This window comes from Conyzicola lurida (assembly GCF_014204935.1).
In the GTDB taxonomy this organism is placed as follows: domain Bacteria; phylum Actinomycetota; class Actinomycetes; order Actinomycetales; family Microbacteriaceae; genus Conyzicola; species Conyzicola lurida.
In genome coordinates this window covers 2,393,801-2,412,970 of record NZ_JACHMJ010000001.1, presented here as the reverse complement: position 1 = coordinate 2,412,970, position 19,170 = coordinate 2,393,801, and the positions used below count along the sequence as shown (strand labels likewise).

General features: G+C 68.6%; 25 protein-coding genes. 17 read left to right on the top strand and 8 right to left on the bottom strand.

Going from position 1 to position 19,170, the window contains the following annotated elements; all coding sequences use genetic code 11:
* Positions 1-5: 5 nt before the first annotated feature.
* From HD599_RS11725 to HD599_RS11705, 5 genes are all read left to right on the top strand, one after another.
* Complete coding sequence (locus HD599_RS11725) at positions 6-287, top strand: helix-turn-helix domain-containing protein (RefSeq protein WP_184237749.1); 282 nt, start codon at positions 6-8, stop codon at positions 285-287.
* A complete protein-coding gene (locus tag HD599_RS11720) occupies positions 284-673 on the top strand; it encodes a VOC family protein (RefSeq protein ID WP_184237747.1) in 390 nt (129 codons plus the stop codon). The genes HD599_RS11725 and HD599_RS11720 overlap by 4 nt, the downstream gene beginning before the upstream one ends.
* Positions 674-695: 22 nt before the next feature.
* A complete protein-coding gene (locus HD599_RS11715) occupies positions 696-932 on the top strand; it encodes a toxin-antitoxin system YwqK family antitoxin (RefSeq protein WP_246376183.1) in 237 nt (78 codons plus the stop codon).
* 171 nt (positions 933-1,103) lie between these two features.
* Positions 1,104-1,490 (top strand): VOC family protein, encoded by a 387-nt coding sequence (locus HD599_RS11710; RefSeq protein ID WP_184237743.1) that lies wholly within the window; start codon positions 1,104-1,106, stop codon positions 1,488-1,490.
* A 113-nt stretch (positions 1,491-1,603) separates the two neighbouring features.
* Entirely contained in the window at positions 1,604-2,011 is a 408-nt protein-coding gene (locus HD599_RS11705) for an SRPBCC family protein (RefSeq protein WP_221420493.1), read from the top strand.
* Here the strand turns inward: HD599_RS11705 and HD599_RS11700 are convergent.
* A complete protein-coding gene (locus tag HD599_RS11700) occupies positions 2,004-3,419 on the bottom strand; it encodes an amidohydrolase family protein (RefSeq protein ID WP_184237741.1) in 1,416 nt (471 codons plus the stop codon). The genes HD599_RS11705 and HD599_RS11700 overlap by 8 nt on opposite strands.
* Before the next feature lie 90 nt (positions 3,420-3,509).
* On the opposite strand from HD599_RS11700, the gene HD599_RS11695 reads away from it, so the two are divergent.
* The 3 genes from HD599_RS11695 to HD599_RS11685 are packed head-to-tail and all read left to right on the top strand — an operon-like array spanning position 3,510 to position 6,441.
* The gene (locus HD599_RS11695; RefSeq protein WP_184237733.1) at positions 3,510-5,150 is read left to right on the top strand and encodes an amidohydrolase family protein; all 1,641 of its coding nucleotides are present in this window, start codon (positions 3,510-3,512) and stop codon (positions 5,148-5,150) included.
* Positions 5,147-5,779: a hypothetical protein gene (locus HD599_RS11690; protein WP_184237724.1), complete on the top strand. Its 633-nt coding sequence runs from the start codon at positions 5,147-5,149 to the stop codon at positions 5,777-5,779. Before HD599_RS11695 ends, HD599_RS11690 begins: the two co-directional genes overlap by 4 nt.
* A 38-nt stretch (positions 5,780-5,817) precedes the next feature.
* Positions 5,818-6,441 carry a TetR/AcrR family transcriptional regulator gene (locus HD599_RS11685; protein ID WP_246376699.1) on the top strand — a complete coding sequence of 208 codons (624 nt, stop codon included), beginning with the start codon at positions 5,818-5,820 and terminating at the stop codon, positions 6,439-6,441.
* Between the two features lie 34 nt (positions 6,442-6,475).
* On the opposite strand, the gene HD599_RS11680 is transcribed toward HD599_RS11685, so the two are convergent.
* Positions 6,476-7,036, bottom strand: a complete 561-nt coding sequence (locus HD599_RS11680) for a TetR/AcrR family transcriptional regulator (protein WP_184237720.1) — start codon at positions 7,034-7,036, stop codon at positions 6,476-6,478.
* Between the two features lie 73 nt (positions 7,037-7,109).
* On the opposite strand from HD599_RS11680, the gene HD599_RS11675 reads away from it, so the two are divergent.
* The 3 genes from HD599_RS11675 to HD599_RS11665 are packed head-to-tail and all read left to right on the top strand — an operon-like array spanning position 7,110 to position 9,134.
* Positions 7,110-7,520, top strand: coding sequence for a nitroreductase/quinone reductase family protein (locus HD599_RS11675; RefSeq protein ID WP_184237718.1), 411 nt, complete (start codon positions 7,110-7,112; stop codon positions 7,518-7,520).
* A 15-nt stretch (positions 7,521-7,535) separates the two neighbouring features.
* A complete protein-coding gene (locus HD599_RS11670; protein ID WP_184237712.1) occupies positions 7,536-8,495 on the top strand; it encodes an aldo/keto reductase in 960 nt (319 codons plus the stop codon).
* Between the two features lie 21 nt (positions 8,496-8,516).
* A complete protein-coding gene (locus HD599_RS11665) occupies positions 8,517-9,134 on the top strand; it encodes a DinB family protein (RefSeq protein ID WP_184237711.1) in 618 nt (205 codons plus the stop codon).
* Between the two features lie 10 nt (positions 9,135-9,144).
* Here HD599_RS11665 and HD599_RS11660 read toward each other — a convergent pair whose 3' ends face one another.
* From HD599_RS11660 to HD599_RS11650, 3 genes are read right to left on the bottom strand one after another with little or no spacing between them, the layout of a single operon-like run.
* On the bottom strand, positions 9,145-9,792 hold the full coding sequence (locus tag HD599_RS11660; protein WP_184237710.1) for a DUF3349 domain-containing protein: 648 nt from the start codon (positions 9,790-9,792) through the stop codon (positions 9,145-9,147).
* Between the two features lie 2 nt (positions 9,793-9,794).
* Positions 9,795-10,109, bottom strand: coding sequence for a hypothetical protein (locus tag HD599_RS11655; RefSeq protein ID WP_184237709.1), 315 nt, complete (start codon positions 10,107-10,109; stop codon positions 9,795-9,797).
* 12 nt (positions 10,110-10,121) lie between these two features.
* Positions 10,122-11,345, bottom strand: a complete 1,224-nt coding sequence (locus HD599_RS11650) for an inorganic phosphate transporter (protein WP_184237708.1) — start codon at positions 11,343-11,345, stop codon at positions 10,122-10,124.
* A gap of 135 nt (positions 11,346-11,480) precedes the next feature.
* On the opposite strand from HD599_RS11650, the gene HD599_RS11645 reads away from it, so the two are divergent.
* Positions 11,481-12,320, top strand: a complete 840-nt coding sequence (locus HD599_RS11645) for a hypothetical protein (protein WP_184237707.1) — start codon at positions 11,481-11,483, stop codon at positions 12,318-12,320.
* Between the two features lie 2 nt (positions 12,321-12,322).
* Here HD599_RS11645 and HD599_RS11640 read toward each other — a convergent pair whose 3' ends face one another.
* Entirely contained in the window at positions 12,323-12,664 is a 342-nt protein-coding gene (locus tag HD599_RS11640) for an ArsR/SmtB family transcription factor (protein ID WP_343062035.1), read from the bottom strand.
* Between the two features lie 66 nt (positions 12,665-12,730).
* Between HD599_RS11640 and HD599_RS11635 the strand changes: the two genes are divergently transcribed.
* Together HD599_RS11635 and HD599_RS11630 are read left to right on the top strand one after the other, a co-directional pair.
* Positions 12,731-13,921, top strand: a complete 1,191-nt coding sequence (locus HD599_RS11635; RefSeq protein ID WP_184237705.1) for an MFS transporter — start codon at positions 12,731-12,733, stop codon at positions 13,919-13,921.
* 93 nt (positions 13,922-14,014) lie between these two features.
* Positions 14,015-14,281 carry a hypothetical protein gene (locus HD599_RS11630; protein WP_184237702.1) on the top strand — a complete coding sequence of 89 codons (267 nt, stop codon included), beginning with the start codon at positions 14,015-14,017 and terminating at the stop codon, positions 14,279-14,281.
* A gap of 7 nt (positions 14,282-14,288) precedes the next feature.
* Here HD599_RS11630 and HD599_RS11625 read toward each other — a convergent pair whose 3' ends face one another.
* Entirely contained in the window at positions 14,289-14,759 is a 471-nt protein-coding gene (locus HD599_RS11625; protein WP_184237699.1) for a DUF4190 domain-containing protein, read from the bottom strand.
* Positions 14,760-14,831: 72 nt separating this feature from the next.
* Entirely contained in the window at positions 14,832-15,542 is a 711-nt protein-coding gene (locus tag HD599_RS11620; protein WP_184237696.1) for a GntR family transcriptional regulator, read from the bottom strand.
* Positions 15,543-15,719: 177 nt separating this feature from the next.
* Between HD599_RS11620 and HD599_RS11615 the strand changes: the two genes are divergently transcribed.
* Genes HD599_RS11615 through HD599_RS11605 form a run of 3 tightly spaced genes read left to right on the top strand, consistent with a single transcriptional unit; the run spans position 15,720 to position 19,137 of the window.
* Entirely contained in the window at positions 15,720-16,637 is a 918-nt protein-coding gene (locus HD599_RS11615) for an ABC transporter permease subunit (RefSeq protein ID WP_184237693.1), read from the top strand.
* The gene (locus tag HD599_RS11610) at positions 16,634-17,509 is read left to right on the top strand and encodes an ABC transporter permease (RefSeq protein ID WP_184237690.1); all 876 of its coding nucleotides are present in this window, start codon (positions 16,634-16,636) and stop codon (positions 17,507-17,509) included. The genes HD599_RS11615 and HD599_RS11610 overlap by 4 nt, the downstream gene beginning before the upstream one ends.
* A complete protein-coding gene (locus tag HD599_RS11605) occupies positions 17,506-19,137 on the top strand; it encodes a dipeptide ABC transporter ATP-binding protein (protein WP_184237688.1) in 1,632 nt (543 codons plus the stop codon). Before HD599_RS11610 ends, HD599_RS11605 begins: the two co-directional genes overlap by 4 nt.
* Positions 19,138-19,170 lie beyond the last annotated feature (33 nt).

Genomic DNA, 19,170 nt, shown 5'->3' with positions numbered 1-19,170 from the left:
ATGTCGTGACCGACATCTACAAGGCGCTCGCCGACGAGACGAGGCGCGTGCTGCTGGACGAGCTTCTCGGCAGGGACGAGCAGACACTGTTCGAACTGTGCATGAAGCTCGCCATGAACCACGACCTGACCCCCACCCGCCAAGCCGTGTCTCAGCACCTGGGCGTGCTCGAGGAGGCGGGACTCGTGCGCACCGAGCGTCGTGGTCGCTACAAGTTCCACACCGTCGACACGACACCGCTGTCGCAGATCTCCGAGCGATGGCCTTCGAGAGAGGTACAACCGTGAAGCTCCAGACAATCAGTATTTTCGTCGACGACCAGCACCGGGCCGTCGACTTCTACACGTCCCGACTGGGATTCAGTGTCACCGCGGACATCCCGATGGGAGAGCACCGCTGGCTCACCGTCGTCGACCCGACGAGACCGGACGGCACGCAGATCTCGCTCGAGCCGAAGGGTCATCCGGCGGTCCGCCCTTTCACCGAGGCGCTCGCCGCCGACGGCATCCCGTTTTGCGTCCTCGGAGTGGACGACGTCCACAACGAGTACGACCGCCTCGTGGCCCTCGGCGAGACCTTCACCCAGCCCCCGACACCGATGGGGCCGGTGATTGTCGCGGTGCTCGACGACACCTGCGGCAACCTGCTGCAGCTCGCCCAGTGGGTCGGTTGAGGCAGCGATGGTGCCGACAGGAGTGACCCCGCCCGAATCCGACGAGAGCATCCGGTACACGAAGCTCCACCGGGACGGATCGGTCTGGGCGACGGGTCAGACACTGCGCGGAGAGCCCCACGGCTATTGGGAGTGGTTCCGACTCGACGGCACCCTCATGAGGTCGGGCGACTTCGAATCCGGGGTGCAGGTGGGTGAGTGGACCACCTACGACGCGAACGGCGTCCCGTACAAGACAACCGTGATGAAACGGCGGTGAGGGAATGCGTCGGTGGCGGCGGGGCTCTTACCCATACTGCGCGAGACTGACGATGACCACCATGGCGCGAGCGCAATCGTAACTTTCAGGACGCAGCGGCCGCGCCATCCACCCTCTGTCGGCCGCCGCACACCATGTGTACGGTGTGTGCATCGTCGAGGAGGGGATGTCATGACGAACCCGATAGTGCATTTCGAGATCATCGGGCAGAGGCCGGATGATCTGCGGCGGTTTTACGGAGAGCTCTTCGGATGGGTCGCCGACACGGACTCGGTCGTCGCGCCCGAGATTTCTGACGCTGGCGAGTACGGTTTCATCGATCACCCGGCTGATGCCGGACCGGGCGGAATCCCGGGAGGAATCGGTGGTGGCGCCGGGCGCGCGGCGCACACGATCTTCTATGTCGGGGTGCCGGATGTCGCCGTCGCGCTGGCGCGCGCCGAAAGCCTGGGCGGGACCGTGGTGCTTCCCATCTCTGCCAAACCCGGGGGCGGGCTGGTCGTGGCCCACTTCGCCGACCCGGAAGGCAATGTCATCGGGCTGGCTGGCCCTCGATGATGACGCCGAGCTCCAGCGAATCGCTGGATCGGTCAGCGGCAGGAGGCGCTATCCGCCCGCTGGCATCTCCTGAAGTCAGATCCGACTCCTATTCGTTAGCGGTCGAGCGGAGCATGGCCGCGTCGCCGGGCGTTCTTTTCATCGCCCTCACGGAAGGCTTCGACACCTGGTTCGCGGCTCCGGGAAAGATCGTTATGCGCCCACGGGAAGGTGAACCCTTCGTCTTCCAGACCCTCCACGAGGGACGTTTCCACAGTCACTACGGCAGGTTCGTGAAACTGATTCCTGACAGGCTCGTCGAGATGACCTGGGTAACGGGCGATCCGGGCACCCGTGGGGCCGAGACCTTAGTCAGCTTCGATCTCCGCCCTGCGGAGCCGGGCACGGCACTCCGACTGGTCCACAGCGGGTTCGAGGACGCCGAAAGCGTTGCGCGACACGAATCGGCGTGGGAAACGGTCGTGCTGCCACACCTCGACGCAGTGACCTCGGCGGTCGGCCCAGCGCCAGCCGTCACGTGATCGAGCGGTCGCCGGCCACCCGTTCGGCGATCATTGCGAGGTCGGATCGAGACCGATACTCGCCGCCGACCACCACCCCGGCGATCGAGTGGAGGGCGCTCGCCGAGTCGACGGGGTTCTCGTCCAGAATCACGAGATCAGCTGCTTTGCCCGCCTCGATCGTGCCGTGCGTCGCGGTCGTGCCGAGGAACTCCGCGGCGCTGGTCGTCGTCGACTGCAGAATTCTCAGCGGCGAGAGGCCCGCGCGCGCGAGTTCGTCGAACTCGTGATGCAGTGACGGCCCCGGCACGAGCCAGACGCCGCCCGTGGCATCCGTGCCCGTCAGAATGCCGACGCCTTCCTCGTCGAAGATCCGGAGGAGGCGCAGCTGCAGCCCGTACTCGGCGCGCAGGGTGGCGCGCTCCGCTGGGCCGAACTTCGTGACGAACCTACGGCGCGTGGAGTGCCACAGTTTCAGCGTCGCGGGTGCCACGTACATCAGATCGGGGTCCGCCGGGAACCGCGGCAGGTCGCACTGCTGGGTGGTCAGCTGTCGCATCAGCGTCGGCGTATGCCATGTCCCGTTCGCCGCGAACTCCCTCGCGAGGGCACGGGCCTTCGATTCGTCGAACGTGTCGATCGCGTGCTGCAGCAGCGCGATCGAGCGCGGCGAGCTGACCTGCACCGGATTGACGACGATCCGCCGCATCAACGCTCCGAGGATCCTGTCCATAAACGGAATCCTGAAGGGCGGAAGTCTCAGCTCGACCGTCTGGGCGAGCGTGTGCCTGATCGCCGTCTCGTCGCTCGAGCAGGCGGCGAGCATGGCGATGCCCGGGCCGAGGTGCTCGATCGAACGAAGGCCGTCCCGGGACGTTTTTATGGGGTCGGATGCCGCGGGCAGATGCCCCGAGATGGTCGTGCCGCTCGCTCGTGCTGCCTGCTGGAGTGCGGAGAAGACCGCCGGCGTGACGGCGGCGACCTTGATGAAGTCGGCACCCGCGTCGACCTGGTGGCGCAGTGTCGCAACGGCCTGTTCGACGGTCCCGCCGTTGCCGGGCGAGAGGACCTCGGCGGGGAGCTCGAGCAGTCGCGGCATCCCGGCGCCGATGGGGAGCGCGCCGTTCCTGCGCGCGTCGAGAAGTGCGTCGGAACCGCTCATCTGCCGGAATCCGGTGATGCCGTGGACGAGCATGAGCTCGAGCGCCCCCGCCGGATCCTTCTCGTTCAGCGCGTGGGCGTGCATGTCGTTGTAGCCGGGCACGACGAATTTTCCAGCGACGTCGATGCGGCGATCACCGGGCGACACCACCTGCGCCGCGGCAACGCTGGCGATGCGGCCGTCGACGATCGTGACGTCCATGTCCCGTTCGATCGAGCCGTCGCGCGGGTCGACGACGTTCGCCCCGGTCAGGGTGAGAACGGTCATGGGGCTCCTTCTGCGGGCGAGCATTCACGGGCGCACGGCAACAGGCTGCACCACTAGTTGATGATACAATCACAAATGTAACAATGATCAATGACGACGGCAGCGGCCGGTCGGGATAGCGAGATGCGCATGACGGCGAAGCCGAGAAAGAACCCCGCAGCGGATGCGGCTGCCGGTCCGTCCCGGCGAACCCTGATCAAGAACATCGGCTTCGCTGCCCTCGGAGTCGGTGTGGTCGCGGCATCCGGCGGGCCTCTCTTCTCGGCGCTGGGCGGACAGAGAGTCCCGCCCCGGTCGACCGAGGCGGACGCGGCGCCGTTCCGGATCGACCACGTGACGGTCGTCGATCCCCGTGACGGCAGTGCGCGCGCGGACATGTCCGTGCTCGTGCGCGGCGGGAAGATCGTCTCGGTCGGCGCCGCCACGGACGCGAGCGCGAAGGGTGTGCGCGTGATCGACGGCGGAGGCCGTTTTGTGGTGCCCGGCTACAACAACATGCACACGCACGTGTTCCAGGAGGAGCGATCCGAGCTGTTCATGGCGACGATGCTGCGGGAGGGCACGACCGGTATGCGGCAACTGGCGGGACCGGATGCGCTGCTCCGCCGCCGCGCCGAGGGGCGGCTCTCGCTCGGCGCCGACACCCCGGGTCTGCTGGCGATGTCCGGCGCGATCCTGATGCCGTTCAACTCTCCGAGCATCGAGCGGGTGCGCCACGAAATCGACCGCCAGAAGGCCCTCGGTGCCGACTTCATCAAGCTGATCATGGTCGAGCGCGATGTTTTCTTCGCCGCGGTGAGCTGGGCGCACAAGCGGGGCATGACGATCGGCGGACACCTTCCGCCGTCGATCACCCCGGCCGAGGCGTCGGACGCGGGCTACGACTTCCTCGAGCACCTCGGCACCAGCGCGAACGTCTGGATCGAGACATCCAGCGACAGCTCTGCACTTCGAGCCGCGGCAGACACCTCGCTGGCCCTGCCCAACTCACTCGGCTACGTGCCGTTCGCGGAACAGCTCTTCGCGAGCGAGCTCGTCGTCAAGGTGACGGCGACGACGCTGCTCAATCCCGCGCTGTCCGATCCGCCCGAGTTCATCCCGGTGCTGCAGCGGGCGCTCGACACCTTCGACGAGGGCGCCGCGCGGAAGCTGGCCGCGACCTTCGCGAAGAACGGCACCTGGCAGACCCCCACGCTGTCGCGGTTGCGCACCGAGTACCGCATGGATGCCGCCGAGTACAAGAACCACCCGTGGTTGGAGATGTTGGCGCCGCAGGTGCGGACTAACTTCCAGACGACTCGCACGGCCTTCCTCGACCTGCCGAGGGATCGCCGGAGCGCGTACCACCGCTACTACGACACCTCGCTGAAGCTGATCGGGATCCTCCACGCCGCGGGCGTTCCGATCATGACCGGCACGGACGGCCCGGGAGGCAATCCGGGGCAGGACATGCCCTCCGAATTCCAGGAGCTGGCGGCCGCGGGTCTCGGCCCGCTCGACGTGCTGCGCGCGACGACCACTGTGCCGGCTGCGTTCCTCGGACGCTCCGACCAGATGGGTGCCGTCGACGCGGGCATGGCGGCCGACTTCCTGCTGCTCGACGGCGACCCGCTCCAGAGCGTCGACAACCTCAGCGCCATCAGCGCCGTCGTGAACTCCGGCAACTACCACACCGTCGCGCAGCTCGACGAGACGGTCGACCGACTACTGACTTCCGCGGAGGCGTCATGACGAACCACGAATCACAATCGGCGACCCACAGCACGGCACGCCGACGGTGGACGCGAGCGGCCGGGTGGACTCTCATCGGTCTCGGCGTCGTGATCTCCTGGGTGTGGTCGGTGGAACTCACCATCCTGGGCGAATCCGTCAATGCGTCCATCGCGGGCGCCGCCACGTTGCTCCTCTTCTGTGCGGGCATCGTGCTGATCTGGATGGTGTCACCGCACCACAGTCGCAGGGCGTCGCTGGCGTTCCGGACGGCCGCGATCGCGACCGCCCTCGGGGCGATCGTCGCCGGTGTCGTGCCGATCGCGGTGGTCGCGCAGACCACCGGCACGGTCACCGCGGAGGTCGACTCCGGCACGAGCGGGGCGGGGTACCGGGTCTCGGGCATGGCCGTCGTCACGAGCGACGAGTACCACCAGACCACGCTCGACCTCACGGTCAGTGCAAACGACCGCACCACGCCCCGACTCGTCGCGACCGTGTCGTTCGACGACGGAACAGCCGAGGTCACCTGCGCGAACACGAGGCAGAACTGGACCCACGACGTTTCGACGGTCACGCTGGCGTGCGACAGCTTCACCCCGATCGCCTCGCTCGAGACCGTCTCGGGGATCGCCGTCGACGAGAGGTGACGGGGCGGCGGGCGCTGTAGCGTAAACGGGTGGACGGAATGACGACGGTGCCCGCCGAGGGGCGGAATGCGCGGCGCAAAGAGCGAACGCGTGCGGCGCTCGTGCGCGCGGCGCAGGAGCTCCTCGCAACCGGGCACGCCCACGACGCCAGCATCAAGGCGATCACCGAACTCGCCGATGTCGGCTTCGGCTCGTTCTTCAATCACTTCGAGAACAAGGCAGAGCTCTTCGACGCGGCGCTCACCGAGGTCGCCCAGCGATACGAGGAGTGGTTGGACGAGCGGCTCAGCGGCGTCACCGATCCGCTGCGTCGGCTGTCTCTCAGCATCCGGTACACCGGCAGGCTCCACCTTTCGCACCCGGAACAGGCGCATCTGCTGATCGGCCAGTACACGGCCCTCTACGCCGGGAAAGCGCCGCTCGACGGTCGCATCCGCGCGGACGTCGCCGGTGCGATGGCGTCACTCTCGCCGACGATTCCCCGCGGACCGTCCACGGAGATCTCGGCGATGGGGTCGATCGGGGCGGTGCTCGCGGCGGCGTCGACACTGCCCGAAGAAGACCGCGCGCAGTTGGCCGACTCCCTGGTCGCCGACGTGCTGCGGCTCATCGGCGCCGACGACGCGGTGATCGCCGAGCTGCTGGGCGAATCGTTGGGCTGAGTCGCCCTGCGCTCGCTCACGACGCGGTGCGATGTCACCGGTTCGTCGTGAGCGTCTCCGCCGCCGCGACCAGCGCCGCCCGGTGCTCCCGCGCGCGGTCGTCGCCGTGCGGGTCGCTGCCGTCCACCCCGCGCAACCCGGCCGGAGTGAAGAACCAGGCCTGCGCCATCCCGTACAAAAGAACCAGAAGATCGACAGCCGCCGCCGCGCTACCCGTGGCCCCCGCCATCGTGGCGACCTTCGCCGCGTACACGGGCGCATCTTCCGGCCCCAGATCGGGCCGCTCGAGTTCCCGCCACAGGCTGATCCGCACCCCCGACGGGTGTTCGCGGTGGTAGTCGAACAGCCGGCCGACCCATCCGGGCAGGTCGTCCACGTCGACGGGAACCGCCTCGGCCATCGCCGTCAGCTCCCGGTCGAGCGTCACCGCAAAGAGGTTGTCCTTGCTCGTGAAGTGCGCATAGATAAGACGAACATTGGATGCCGCACCCGCGGCGATGCGGTCGATTCGAGCACCGGCGAGCCCCCGCTCGGCGAACTCGGCCGACGCCGCAGCCAGAATGCGTTCTCGGGTGGCCTCGGCGTCGCGCTTCATCAGCCCATCGTAGCGAAACGTTTGCTTACTTAGGCTAGGGTCTAAGTAAGAGAACATTTACTTAGGAGGATCGATGGACGAGAGAATCCGGCGCGCGCTGGCCATCACCCCGGCATCGCCGGCGTCCGCCCGCACCGTCGACGTCTCGACCACGGGCGCTCGCACTGGTCGAACGAGGCGCATCGAGATCTGGTTCTACCGCGTCGACGGCGAGATCTACCTCACCACCCAGCCCGCCGTACGCAGCTGGTACGCCAACCTGCTGGCTAACCCGCGCTTCACCTTCCACGTCAAGAACGGCGCGCACGCCGATCTTGACGCGACGGCGAAGCCGGTGCTCGACATCGACGAACGACGCCGGATCTTCACGGCCATCGTCGACGACCTCAACCAGCCGCTGCACCGCGGCTACCTGTCCCAACCCGTCGAGCCGGTGGCGGCCTGGGTCTCCGGCAGCCCGCTCATGCACGTCACCTTCGACTGATCCAAAGGACGCATAATGCATACACGCACACTCGGCTCTCAGGGCCTGACCACCTCCGCGATCGGCTACGGCTCGATGGGAATCTCGATCGCCTACGGAACCAGCGACGCCGAGGGCAAAGACGCGATCACCGCGGCCTTCGACGCCGGAGTCACCCATTTCGACACCGCCGAGATGTACGGCTGGGGCGAGAACGAGCAGATCCTCGGGGCAGCGGTCGCGCCGTTCCGCGACGACGTGGTGATCGCGACGAAGTTCGGATTCACCCGCGATTACGGCTTTGACAGCCGCCCCGACCACATCAGGGAGGTCGTGCAGAACAGCCTGCGGTACCTCAAAACCGACCACATCGACGTGCTCTACCAGCACCGCGTCGACCCGACCGTGCCCATCGAGGACGTCGCCGGCGTGGTGAAAGAGCTCATCGAGGCGGGAGACGTGAAGTATTTCGGTCTCAGCGAAGCGGGAGCCGAGACGATCCGGCGCGCGCACGACGTCCATCCCGTCTCGGTGCTGCAGACCGAATACTCGCTGTTCGAACGCGAGGTGGAGCGGCTGTTCCCCGTGCTCGACGAACTCGGCATCGGCCTCGTGCCGTACTCGCCGCTCGGACGCGGATTCTTGACCGGAACAGCGAAGCCGGCGAACCAGTACGACGCGAACGACATGCGCACCACCGACCCGCGATGGCAGCCCGGCAATTTTGAAAAGAACCTCGCCGCCACCGAGCAACTCCGGTCTCTGGCGGCATCGATGGATGCCACCGTCGGCCAACTCGCGCTCGCCTGGCTGCTCGCGCAGGGCGAGAACATCGTGCCGATCCCCGGAAGCCGGGATGCTCGTCGCGTGCGGGAGAACGCGGCGGCCGCGGACCTCCAGCTGACGCCCGCCCAGCTCGAACGCGTTGCCGAGATACTCCCCACCGGTGGGTTCGGTGCGCGCTACACCGCGGGGAACATGCCTAGCTGGCACTGACCCGGGCCTAGGCTCGACACCATGTCGACCAACAAGCGCTTCGAACCGTTGCTCGAGCAGTACGACTTCGCCGTCGAACGACTCCTCACCCGCCTCGCCGGACCTACCAGCGACTCGGGCGACGGGCGCGGAGTCGAGGTGCCGATGCTCACGGACGCCGAGTACCTCTGGGAGCCGGTCGCCGCGTGCTGGTCGGTGCGTCGGCGTGTCGACGGTCCCGGTCCGGGCGCGTTGAAGCTCCTCGGCGCGGGGGAGTGGGGTCGCGACGCAGCCCCCGAAAGCCCGTGGCCGCCGCCCTTCACGACCATCGCCTGGCGCCTCGACCACCTCACCGAGACGCTGGCGGGCCGCGCGAGCCATCTCGGAGGCGACCGGACGTTCGAGCGAGCGACGTACGAGTCGCGACCGGATGCGGCCGGCGCCATCGGGGCGTTCCGCGAGGCCGCGGCCGACTGGCGCCGGGCGATGCTCGGTGTGGACGAGTCCGACTATGACAGCACGGGACTGACCACCTACCCCTACGGCAGCGACCCCGAGGAGACCTTCCCGTCGAACGTGTGGTGGGAGAACCAGGAGATCCTGCACCACGCCGCAGAGATCGCGCTGCTGCGCGACCTCTACGCGCACCAAGCCCGGTAAGAAACCGCGTCTAAACCGCGAACTCCTCCGGCCAGCCGTGCTCGGCGAGATACCGCCGCACCCGGTCGACGTCGTCGTCCGACGGCAGTTCCGAGGTGACGCGCGCGATCGCCGTCCCGACGTCGACCCTGCTTGCCGGGAGTTGCCCTGCGGCGACGAGTTGGGCGCCGACCGCCGTTACCTCGGCGTCGGTCAGTCGTCGGCGCAGTAGAGCGATCAGCGGTACGAAGTCCTGCTCGGGCAGCCCGGCGGGGTAGCCGGCCCGGAGCCACTGCACGACGCGGGCGATGAGCCCGGTCCGCTCGGGCCCGGGCGTTTCCGGATCGCCGAGCGGCCATCCGGCGGCGGCCAGCCGAGCAGAGACACGCACGAGGTCGTCGGGCAGCGCGGGGCCCAGGAGCAGCTTTTCAATGCGCGCGCGCATGTACGCCGGGTCGACCCGGTCGCCGGTTCCTTCGGAACGCGCCGAGTCGGCGACGAGTTCGTCGACGACCCGCGCCAGCTCGGTCGGCGTCAGGCTTCGCTGCAGGATTCCCAGGAGCGGCACGTAGTCCTGCTCGGGCACGCCCGTGGGGTAGCCGGCGCGCAGCCAGCCGATGACCCGGCTGATCAAACCGGCCTGGTCCGCGACGGGTTCGTAGCTCTCGGCGGCCGACATCGTCAGTCTTTGGGCACGAACGTGGGCACGATGTTCTCGAAGCTGACCTCCTGGCCGAACCCGGTCGCGATGATGACGGTCAAACCGATGGCGACGGCGGCCACGACGAGCGCGAAGCACAGCGTGCCGATGGTGCGGAGCAGGGGAGCGGGGATCCGCGACGGAGTCACGGTCTCGTCGTCGGTGACGGGTCGACCCGCGGCGCCGGCGAGTGTGAAGGAGCGGACTCCGACCGCGAACAGTGCGGGAAGGCCGGCCCCGAGGAGGAGGGCGGCCAGGGCGACCTGTCCGGCGGCTTCGAGGAAGAGTGTGAACATCGTCCGGTCTCCTTAGACGCTGGTCTTCTGCGGGGCGGGACGCTTGGCGTCCTGCCATTCGTCGTTGACGTTGTGTGCGCCGACGCTGCTGCGCCGGGAACGGATGTAGATGGCGACCGCGAGACCGATCAGAATCACGAACATCAGGATGCCGCCCACGGCGCCTCCGGCGAGGTTGCCGATCCACCACATCAGTGCGCCGACCAGGGCCGCGGCCGGCAGGGTGATCACCCACGCGATCACCATGCGGAGCGCGACGCGCCAGCGCACCTGGGCGCCGGGCCGGCCGACGCCTGAACCGAGGATCGACCCGGTGGCCACGTGCGTGGTGGAGAGCGCGAAGCCGAGGTGGCTCGAGGCGAGGATGACCGCGGCCGAGGAGCTCTCCGCCGCCATGCCCTGCGGGGTGGTGATCTCCACGAGGCCCTTGCCCACCGTGCGGATGATGCGCCAGCCGCCGATGTAGGTGCCGAGCGAGATGGCGAGCGCGCAGCTGAGCTTCACCCAGAACGGTACGGACTCCGTGTCGTCCCATCCTCCGGCCGCGATCAGGGCGAGGGTGATGACGCCCATGGTCTTCTGCGCGTCGTTGGTGCCGTGGGCGAGCGAGACGAGAGAGGCGCTGCCGATCTGACCGATGCGGAATCCGTGGTCGATCCGCTTGCCCGCGAGGTTGCCGATGACCCGGAATACCAACCAGGTTCCGATCGCGGCCACCACCCCGGCGAGCACCGGCGACATGAGGGCGGGAAGGATCACCTTGCCGACGACGCCGTCGAGCTTCGAACCGTCGCCGGCCCAGTTGACCCCGTCGAGGCCCAAGCCCGCGAGTGCCGAGCCGATCAAGCCGCCGAAGAGGGCGTGCGACGAGCTCGACGGCAGCCCGAGCAGCCAGGTCAACAGGTTCCAGATGATGCCGCCGATGAGCCCGGCGAGCACGATCAGCAGGAGGGCCGATCCGCCGTCTTCGAGCAGGGCCGGGTCGGGTCCGCCCGTTTCGTCCTGGATCTTCACCACGGCGTTCGTCACCGTGAGTGCCACCTCGATGCTCAGGAATGCCCCGACGAGGTTGAGGATGGCCGAGAGGGTGACGGCGACCTTGGGCGCGAGGGCCCCGGTGGCGATCGACGTGGCCATCGCGTTGGCCGTGTCGTGAAAACCATTGGTGAAGTCGAACGCCAGCGCCGTGACGATGACCAGCAGGAGAAGTACAAAAGGATCCACGGCTACGAGCATGCTCCCGTTGCCGTCCGCGCTCAATCCGAAGCGCTACTCAATTCACTCGATGTTCACCTGCTCGGCGGAGTAGGCGCGGTTGACGCCCTCGCGGGCGGTGATCAGACTCGAGGCATGGCCGAGTCGAGGATAAGCGTGAAGCGCGTGTGGCTCGGCGTCGCCGTCGCGGCCGCTGTCGGTGCGGTGTTCGCATCGCTCGTGGTGTTCGTCTGGACGATCGACGAGACACACTTCGACCGGCCCGACGAGAGCTTCGACCGGCTGGCCGCGCGAATCGAGAAAACGCACGGTGTGACCGTCGACGACTCGCAGCGGTGGGTGGAAGCACCCACTTTCTCCGACCCGAGATCGTGGATCCAGCTCACCGTCGACGAACCGGATCTTCCCGAGCTGCTGTCCACCGCGTGCGCCGCGGACTACCCCGACCCGGTCGATTGGTCCCTGCGGGTGGCGACCGACAACGGAAGCGTCGTATCCCTGGCCGCGGCGCCGGCCGGCGACGTACCCTGTCTCGACTTCGGTTTCGACGCGCCGGGCCTCGTCGCAGAGATCGGACGATCCGTTCCTAACGTCGAGCTGCAGGCGTCCATCTGGGACAACGGCCGCTTCGCGCTGGTCGTGGTCGACGACGACGCGGGGGCGCTGCCGGCGCTCCTGCCGCTCGTCGACCATGCCGAGGACGTGCGCGACGCCGCGGGACTCGATACCAGCGAGCCCGTCGAGATCAACGCCGCCGCCCTCAGCGTGGTCATTGCGGCCGACGAGCACGATCGGTACCTCGCCCTGCTGACCGACCTCGCCGAGAATCACGGTGTGACGAGCTTCTCTGCCGATGTCGGAACCCAGACGGACGGCATCGGCAAAGTGCAGATCAGGGCCTCGAGCCGTGAGCGTGACGGGATCGAGAACGCCATCCGCACGTCGGGCCTGCCCATCGCAGATCTGCCCGTACGCTTCCTCCCCCAAACCCCGTAGGGTCAGCTGTCGCGCCCCAGGTCGGCGACGGCCGCGGGCGACGTGAGCGCCTCGACGAGACCCGGGAACCGGGCCTCGAGTTCGGCCGACCGTAGCCGGATGTCGTGGTTGCGACCCTGCACGCGCACCTCGGTGAGCCCGGCCTCCCGCATGGTCTTGAAGTGGTGCGAGAGCGTGGACTTCTGGATATCGAGCCCGAACTCCTCGACGTTGCAGGGGTGGAACTCGCCGTCGGAGAGGACGGCCAGCATCCGCACGCGGCCCGGGTCCGAGAGAGCTCGGAGAAGATCGGTGAGACGGATGTCGCGTGCCTCCGGCATCGGGAACGCGGGTGTTCCGCTCACGGCTCCTCCTCGGGCTCGCGCAAAAAAATGTTCGATGAACGTCGAACTACCTGCTAGCGTATCGGTATGACGAACATCGAACAATCATACGGCTCCGCGCGCCTGTACCCGCGACTCGCGCTGCTCGCCTTCGGGTTGTTCGTCGTCGGCACGAACGCCTTCGTCATCGCCGGCCTGCTGCCGGAGATCGCCAGCGGTCTCGGCGCACACGTGGCCGACGTCGGCTACTCGATCACCTTCTACGCGGTCGTCGTCGCGGTCGCGGCCCCGACGATCTCGACCTTCGTCACGCGACTGTCTCGCACGCGGCTCATGGCTCTGGCGCTGCTGCTGATCGCCGTCGGCACCGTGATCTCCGCGTCATCCGGCGGTATCGGATTTTTCACGGCGGGACGCATCATCGCCGGCCTCGGCGGAGCCGCCCTCGTGCCGGCGGCCACTGCGGCGGCCGTCGCCATCGTCCCGGTGTCCAAGCGGGGGAGCGCCCTCGCCATCGTCTCGATCGGCTTCACGGCCGCGACGGCGCTCGGCTCGCCGGTCGGTACCGCCCTCGGCGATCTGGCGGGATGGCGCGTGCCGCTGTTCTGCGTCGCCGCCCTCGCCCTCGTGCTCGCGGGGCTCTACGCGCTGGTGCTGCGCGAGATCCCGCTCGCGCCCGCCGTGCCGCTCGCCCAACGGTTCACCCCGCTGCGCGACCCGCGGGTGCTCGCGACCCTCGTCGCGGCGATGTTCCTGCTCGCCGCGGTCAACTCCGTCTACATCTTCAGCACGCAGATCGAGCGGGAGACGACCGGCGGATCGGGCACCGTGCTCGCGAGCCTGCTGTTGATCTACGGCGTCGGCGGTTTCGTCGGAACGATCGCCGCCGGCTGGCTGACTGACAGGCTCGGCAGCCGCACCACCGCGACGATCTTCTTCGTCCTGCTCGCGGCCGCTCTCCTGTCGCTGCCGGTCGCGTCCGGCCACTACGCCGCGTCGGCCGCGATCTTCTTGATGTGCGGTCTCGCGGGCTTCGCCGTGGTGCCGCCGATCCAGCACCGGTTGATCAGCATCGACCCCGCGACATCCGGAATCGCCATCTCCTGGTACACGACGGCGATGTACCTCGGTATCGGCCTGGCGCCCGTGCTCGCGGCGACGGCGCTCGGCATCGGCGGGGCCGGCCTGATCCCGGTGTTCTCGGCGGCCGTCCTCGTGATCTCCTTCGCGGCTCTGCAGCTCGGATTCCTGCGCTTCCGCCGGGCGCGGCTGGCCTGATCGCGGCATCCCGCGCAGCGCTCTTGGCGTGTCGCGCGCAGAGGTGCGAACATCGATACATTCGAACGTGTGTTCGAGTGATTGGGGTTCGAGATGATGCTGCACGAGCGGGTCGCGGTGTGGCTGGACGAGCGCGGGGTGCCGAGGCGTCTGGTCTACGGCGGCGAGAGATACCGAGTGTCCGACGCGCCGACGGTGCTACCGTCGGTTCCGGTGAACGAGTGGACGATGCACCCGACGGCGGGTCTGGGCGGCGGCTGGCGTTTCCAGGCGACGACGATCACGGGGGACTGCCGGGTGTTCGACGTTCGGCTCGACGCCGGGCGCAACGAGTGGGTGCTCGTCGGCACCTACGAGTGACGGGCGGCTAGAACAGGTACGCCGACCACGCCGTGACGACAAGCCACGACTGGAGCGCGCCCGTGAGCAAGCCGGCGACTCCCAGCCAGCTGCCCCAGAGCGCGAGAGCCCGTCCGTGCGGCGGCTTGCCCTCGAGCTGCAGCGCCTTCGCGCGCGTGAGCGCCTGGCGCCCGCGGGCGATCGCCACGATCGACGCGAGGAAGAAGGCGTTGAGAGCGAACGACAGGATGCCGAAGACCAGCGAGGTGATCGCGGGCTGGAGCGTCTTCGCGGTCGGGCCGCCGTCCGTCGTCTCGAGCGAGTACGGCTGGCCGGTGAACGGCCCGGTGACGGGTGCCGCTGATTCGGAGCCCGTCGGTCGGGCGTGCTGGGTCCACTCAACACCCGACCACCACAGGTCGGATCCGGGGAGGGCCGGGTGGGCGTACCAGCCGGCGGGCGGCGTGGTCGGGGCAGCGGTCGGAACGGTGTCGGGCATGGTGATCCTCGGGATAGATCGGCGGGTGAGGATTACATTAGTGGTTCTCACGTTCCAGCCGCGAGGGGCGGATCAACTGGCTTTGCGGCGCCTCTTCGGCATCGGGACCGCCGAGGGCAGCTTGTCGGCCAGAAGCGGCATCGACTCGAATCGTCCGCGCTCGACGTGGGCCGCGGTGAGCAGTTCTGCGACGTCCTCCTGGCCCGCGACGATCGCGTCGACGATTTCGCGGTGCTCGATCCACATCGCGGTGGTGTCGCGCTGCGGCGTGAGGCGGAACAGCCAGCGCACGCGTCCGCTCATGAGTTTCGTCACCCGCCGCAGCAGCGCGTGGTCGGCGAGGGCGATGATCTCCTCGTGCAGATCGGAGTTGCGGGTCGACGGGGGCGCGACCTGGTCCGGGGAATCGAGCACCGGGGCCAGCGGGAGGGTCGCGCCGCGGGCCGTCTGAAGCGCTGACAGCATCGGACCGACGTCGGCACCAGCCGCGGCCCGGCGCGCGGCGAAGGCCGACGCCATGGGTTCGAGCTGGCGACGCAGGTCGAAGAGCTCGGCGGCGTCGGTGAGGGTGAGCACGTGCACGACCGCACCGCGCCGGGGCTGCGACGTGATGAAGCCCTCGGACTCGAGGATCGGCAGTGCCTCTCGCACGGGGATGCGCGAGACCTGCAGCCGCTCGGCGATCTCGCGCTCGTTGAGCTTCGATCCCATCTCCAGCTCGCCCGTGATGATCTGTTCGCGCAGGACGTTCGCGATACGCGCGGGGGTCTGTTCGAGGCTCATGAGCACCATTCTGTCACGTCCCCAAGTCGCCTGATTGAATACCAGAATGCGATTCCTAGGCAAAAAAGATGCCGCAATAGGGGATTTGGTATGCGAAAGTGTCGAAAGTGTAAGAAGTATGTGACGAGCGTGTTACGTCGGCCACTATCGGGCAGACCGTCGCATAGCGTCATCGACGTGCTCCTATTCATCGCCCGCCGACTGGCCCTCGCCGTCGCCACAGTGCTCGCCGTGGTGACCATCGCCTTCGTGCTCGGCCGCGCCACCGGCGAGCCCGGTGCGCTGCTCCTGCCCGACAACGCGACGCGGTCCGACGTCGACGCGCTCAACGCAGCGCTCGGCTTCGACCGCCCCCTGATCGTGCAGTACCTCGACACGCTCGTCGGACTCGTCACCGGCGACTTCGGCGACTCGTACCGCCTTCGCGAATCGGCGCTCGGCCTCGTGCTCGAGCGGGTGCCCGCCACGATCGAGCTCGCGTTCTGGGCCTTCGCGATCGGGATCGTGCTCGCCGTCGCCGGGGCCCTGGCCATCCAGCTCACCGGCAGCCGTGTGCTGCGGGCGATCGTCGGCTGGGCCGGTGCGATCCGACAGTCGGTGCCCGACTTCTTCTTCGCGCTCCTACTCGTCCTCGTCTTCTCGGTGATCCTCGGGGTCCTCCCGTCCCTCGGGCGCACGAGCTACGCCAGCCTGGTGCTGCCGGTGCTCACCCTCGCCACCGGCCAGTTCGTGATGTATCTCCGGCTGCTGGACGCCGCGCTCAGTGAGCAGGCCGGTCAGGACTACGTGCGCACCGCCATCGCGCAGGGGCAGCGCCGCTCGACCGTGCTGTTCACCCGGATGCTGCCGAATGCGATTCTGCCGGTGCTCGGAATGGCCGGCCTGAACCTCGGCGGCCTGCTCGGCGGCACCGTGGTGGTCGAAGTCGTGTTCGCCTGGCCCGGTCTCGGCAAGCTGCTGACGGACGCCGTCAGCCAGCGCGACTTCCCGATCGTGCAGGCGGGCCTGGTGTTCGTGGCCCTCGCATTCGTGATCGTCAACACCGCGGTGGACGTGCTCGTCCGCCGCATCGACACAAGGACGGCGACCTCATGACCACCTCGCTCGTCGCGTCACCCGCGCCCGTCGTGCGGCGCTGGCGCCCACGCCCCGGGGCTGTCGTCGGCGCCATCATGCTCGGCAGCGTGCTGCTGCTCACCGCCGTCGTCCCGCTCCTCCCCGGCTACGACCCGATGGCGCAGGACCTGCGCGCGGCGCTCCTGCCCCCGCTGTCCGACCCGGGACACCCGCTCGGCACCGACGCTCTCGGCCGCGACCTGCTCAGCCGGATCGCCCTCGCCTCGGCGGTGACGCTCGGCATGACCGTGCTGATCGTGATCATGAACGCGCTGATCGGCAGTTTCGTCGGGATCCTCGCCGGGTACTTCGGCGGCCGACTCGAGACGCTCATCACCCTGGTGAGCAACGTCACGCTGGCGATGCCCGTCGTGCTGCTGCTCATCGCGATCTGCGCGGTGCTGCGGCCGAGCGCCGGCCTGACGATCCTCGTGCTCGGCCTCACCTGGTGGGTCGGGTACGCCCGGGTCACCCGCAACGTCGCCGCGTCGCTGCGACGCCAGGACTTCGTGGTCTCGCCGCTCACACAGGGCGCCGACTCGATCTGGGTGCTCACCCGGCACGTGGTGCCCAACGTCTGGCCGCACACTCTCATCATTGCGGCGACGGATGTCGCGACGATCGTCCTCATCACGTCGTCGCTCGAGTACCTCGGACTCGGCGTCCAACCGCCAGTGCCGAGTTGGGGCTCGATGATCTTCGACGGCCAACGCCACCTCGCCGGCGACCCCTGGCTGGCGCTGCTGCCCGGACTGGTGATGCTTCTCGCGGTCGGCGGCGTGCAGTTCCTGAGTCAGCAGTTCACGGCGGAGACCCGCGGCGGCCTGCTGCGCAAGGGAGGCATGCGATGAGCACCGTTCTGCGAATCGACAACCTGCGGATCGAGACCGTGGGCGACCAGCCGCGCACGCTCGTCGACGGCGTCTCGCTGCGGGTCGACCGCGGCGAATCGCTCGGCGTCGTCGGCGAGTCCGGCTCCGGCAAGAGCCTCACGGTGCTGGCCGCACTCGGTCTGCTCCCCGTCGGGACACGCATCGCGGGCGGACGCATCGTGCTCGACGAGCAGGTGCTCGTCGACGTCGAGGCGGGTGTCTGGGCGGGCGAACGCGAGTTGCGGGCGCTGCGCGGTCGGACCGCGGCCATGGTCTTCCAGGACCCCATGTCGTCGCTGGACCCGCTGCGGGCAGTCGGTGCGCAGGTCGCTTCGGCGGTGCGGGTGCACGCGCCACGGCTGGGCCGTCGTGCGGCGCGCGAACGGGCGGTCGAGTTGCTCACCTCCGTGGGTGTGCGCGATGCCGCCGAGCGCGCGGCCACCCGTCCCCACCAGTGGTCGGGAGGCATGCGCCAGCGCGCGATGATCGCCATGGCGATCGCGCACGACCCGCTGCTCCTGATCGCCGACGAGCCCACCACCGCCCTCGACGTCACCGTCCAGGCACAGGTCATGGACCTGCTCGCCGAGGTACGCGAACGCACGGGCTCGGCCCTCGTGCTCATCACCCACGACCTCGGCCTCGTCGCCGAGAACAGCGACCGGCTCGCCGTCATGCACCACGGCCGCGTGGTCGAGACCGGCGAGACGCGTGCGGTTCTCGACGCGCCGGCGGAGGACTACACCCGCCGCCTCATGGCCGCGATGCCCGCCGAGTCCGAGCGGACCGCCCCGGCGGTGCGCACCGGAGAGGCCGACGCGCTCGTCGCGGAGGACATCGTCGTCGAGTACCGGATCCCCGGGCGTTCGAACCCGGTGCGGGCCGTCGACGGGGTGTCGGTGCGTATCGCCGCGGGCGAGACGGTGGCCGTGGTCGGGGAATCCGGGTGCGGCAAGTCGTCCCTCGCGAAGGCGGTGCTCGGTATCCAGCCCGCCACGAGGGGCTCGATCGCCGTTGCCGGTGCACGCATGGGCGCCGCGATCGCCCAGCGGACGGCGGTCGAGCGCGAGCGCGCCCAGATCGTCTTCCAGGATCCGTACTCGGCGCTCGATCCGCGCCTGACCGTGCACGACCTCGTGGCCGAGCCGCTGCGTATCCGCCGCGCCTACGACCGTGGCAAGGTCGCCGGGCTGCTCGCCGACGTCGGCCTCGACGAATCGTTCGCGAAGCGCATGCCCGGGCAGCTCTCCGGCGGCCAGCGTCAGCGGGTCGGCATCGCGCGCGCTCTCGCACTCCGGCCCCGTTTGCTCGTGCTCGACGAGCCGGTCTCGGCGCTCGACGTCTCGATCCAAGCCCAGGTCCTCACCCTGCTCGACGCGCTCCAGCGCGAGCACGGACTCGGCTACCTCTTTATCTCGCACGACCTCGGCGTGGTGCGCAGCATCGCGGACCGGGTGATCGTGATGCAGAACGGCCGAGTCGTCGAGGAGGCGCCGACCGCCCAGATCTTCCGCGACCCCCAGCACCCGTTCACGCGTCAACTGCTCGCCGCGGTGCCGCGCCTCGACGGGCCGCGCCGTACAGCGCAGGCCTCCAGCCGCCCCTGATCCCACACCGTTACCACTCCCTTCGCGTCATCC

Bases quoted from the DNA above. Each gene is read 5' to 3' on its own strand.
- HD599_RS11660 (WP_184237710.1), bottom strand. From the start codon at position 9,792: ATGTCGGCCGCCGAGAGCTACGAACCCGTCGCGGACCAGGCCGGTTTG.
- HD599_RS11605 (WP_184237688.1), top strand. From the start codon at position 17,506: ATGAGCACCGTTCTGCGAATCGACAACCTGCGGATCGAGACCGTGGGC.
- HD599_RS11620 (WP_184237696.1), bottom strand. From the start codon at position 15,542: ATGAGCCTCGAACAGACCCCCGCGCGTATCGCGAACGTCCTGCGCGAA.
- HD599_RS11665 (WP_184237711.1), top strand. From the start codon at position 8,517: ATGTCGACCAACAAGCGCTTCGAACCGTTGCTCGAGCAGTACGACTTC.
- HD599_RS11675 (WP_184237718.1), top strand. From the start codon at position 7,110: ATGGACGAGAGAATCCGGCGCGCGCTGGCCATCACCCCGGCATCGCCG.
- HD599_RS11700 (WP_184237741.1), bottom strand. From the start codon at position 3,419: ATGACCGTTCTCACCCTGACCGGGGCGAACGTCGTCGACCCGCGCGAC.
- HD599_RS11690 (WP_184237724.1), top strand. From the start codon at position 5,147: ATGACGAACCACGAATCACAATCGGCGACCCACAGCACGGCACGCCGA.
- HD599_RS11650 (WP_184237708.1), bottom strand. From the start codon at position 11,345: ATGCTCGTAGCCGTGGATCCTTTTGTACTTCTCCTGCTGGTCATCGTC.
- HD599_RS11635 (WP_184237705.1), top strand. From the start codon at position 12,731: ATGACGAACATCGAACAATCATACGGCTCCGCGCGCCTGTACCCGCGA.
- HD599_RS11685 (WP_246376699.1), top strand. From the start codon at position 5,818: ATGACGACGGTGCCCGCCGAGGGGCGGAATGCGCGGCGCAAAGAGCGA.
- HD599_RS11630 (WP_184237702.1), top strand. From the start codon at position 14,015: ATGATGCTGCACGAGCGGGTCGCGGTGTGGCTGGACGAGCGCGGGGTG.
- HD599_RS11655 (WP_184237709.1), bottom strand. From the start codon at position 10,109: ATGTTCACACTCTTCCTCGAAGCCGCCGGACAGGTCGCCCTGGCCGCC.
- HD599_RS11625 (WP_184237699.1), bottom strand. From the start codon at position 14,759: ATGCCCGACACCGTTCCGACCGCTGCCCCGACCACGCCGCCCGCCGGC.
- HD599_RS11710 (WP_184237743.1), top strand. From the start codon at position 1,104: ATGACGAACCCGATAGTGCATTTCGAGATCATCGGGCAGAGGCCGGAT.
- HD599_RS11670 (WP_184237712.1), top strand. From the start codon at position 7,536: ATGCATACACGCACACTCGGCTCTCAGGGCCTGACCACCTCCGCGATC.
- HD599_RS11695 (WP_184237733.1), top strand. From the start codon at position 3,510: ATGACGACGGCAGCGGCCGGTCGGGATAGCGAGATGCGCATGACGGCG.
- HD599_RS11705 (WP_221420493.1), top strand. From the start codon at position 1,604: ATGGCCGCGTCGCCGGGCGTTCTTTTCATCGCCCTCACGGAAGGCTTC.
- HD599_RS11610 (WP_184237690.1), top strand. From the start codon at position 16,634: ATGACCACCTCGCTCGTCGCGTCACCCGCGCCCGTCGTGCGGCGCTGG.
- HD599_RS11680 (WP_184237720.1), bottom strand. From the start codon at position 7,036: ATGAAGCGCGACGCCGAGGCCACCCGAGAACGCATTCTGGCTGCGGCG.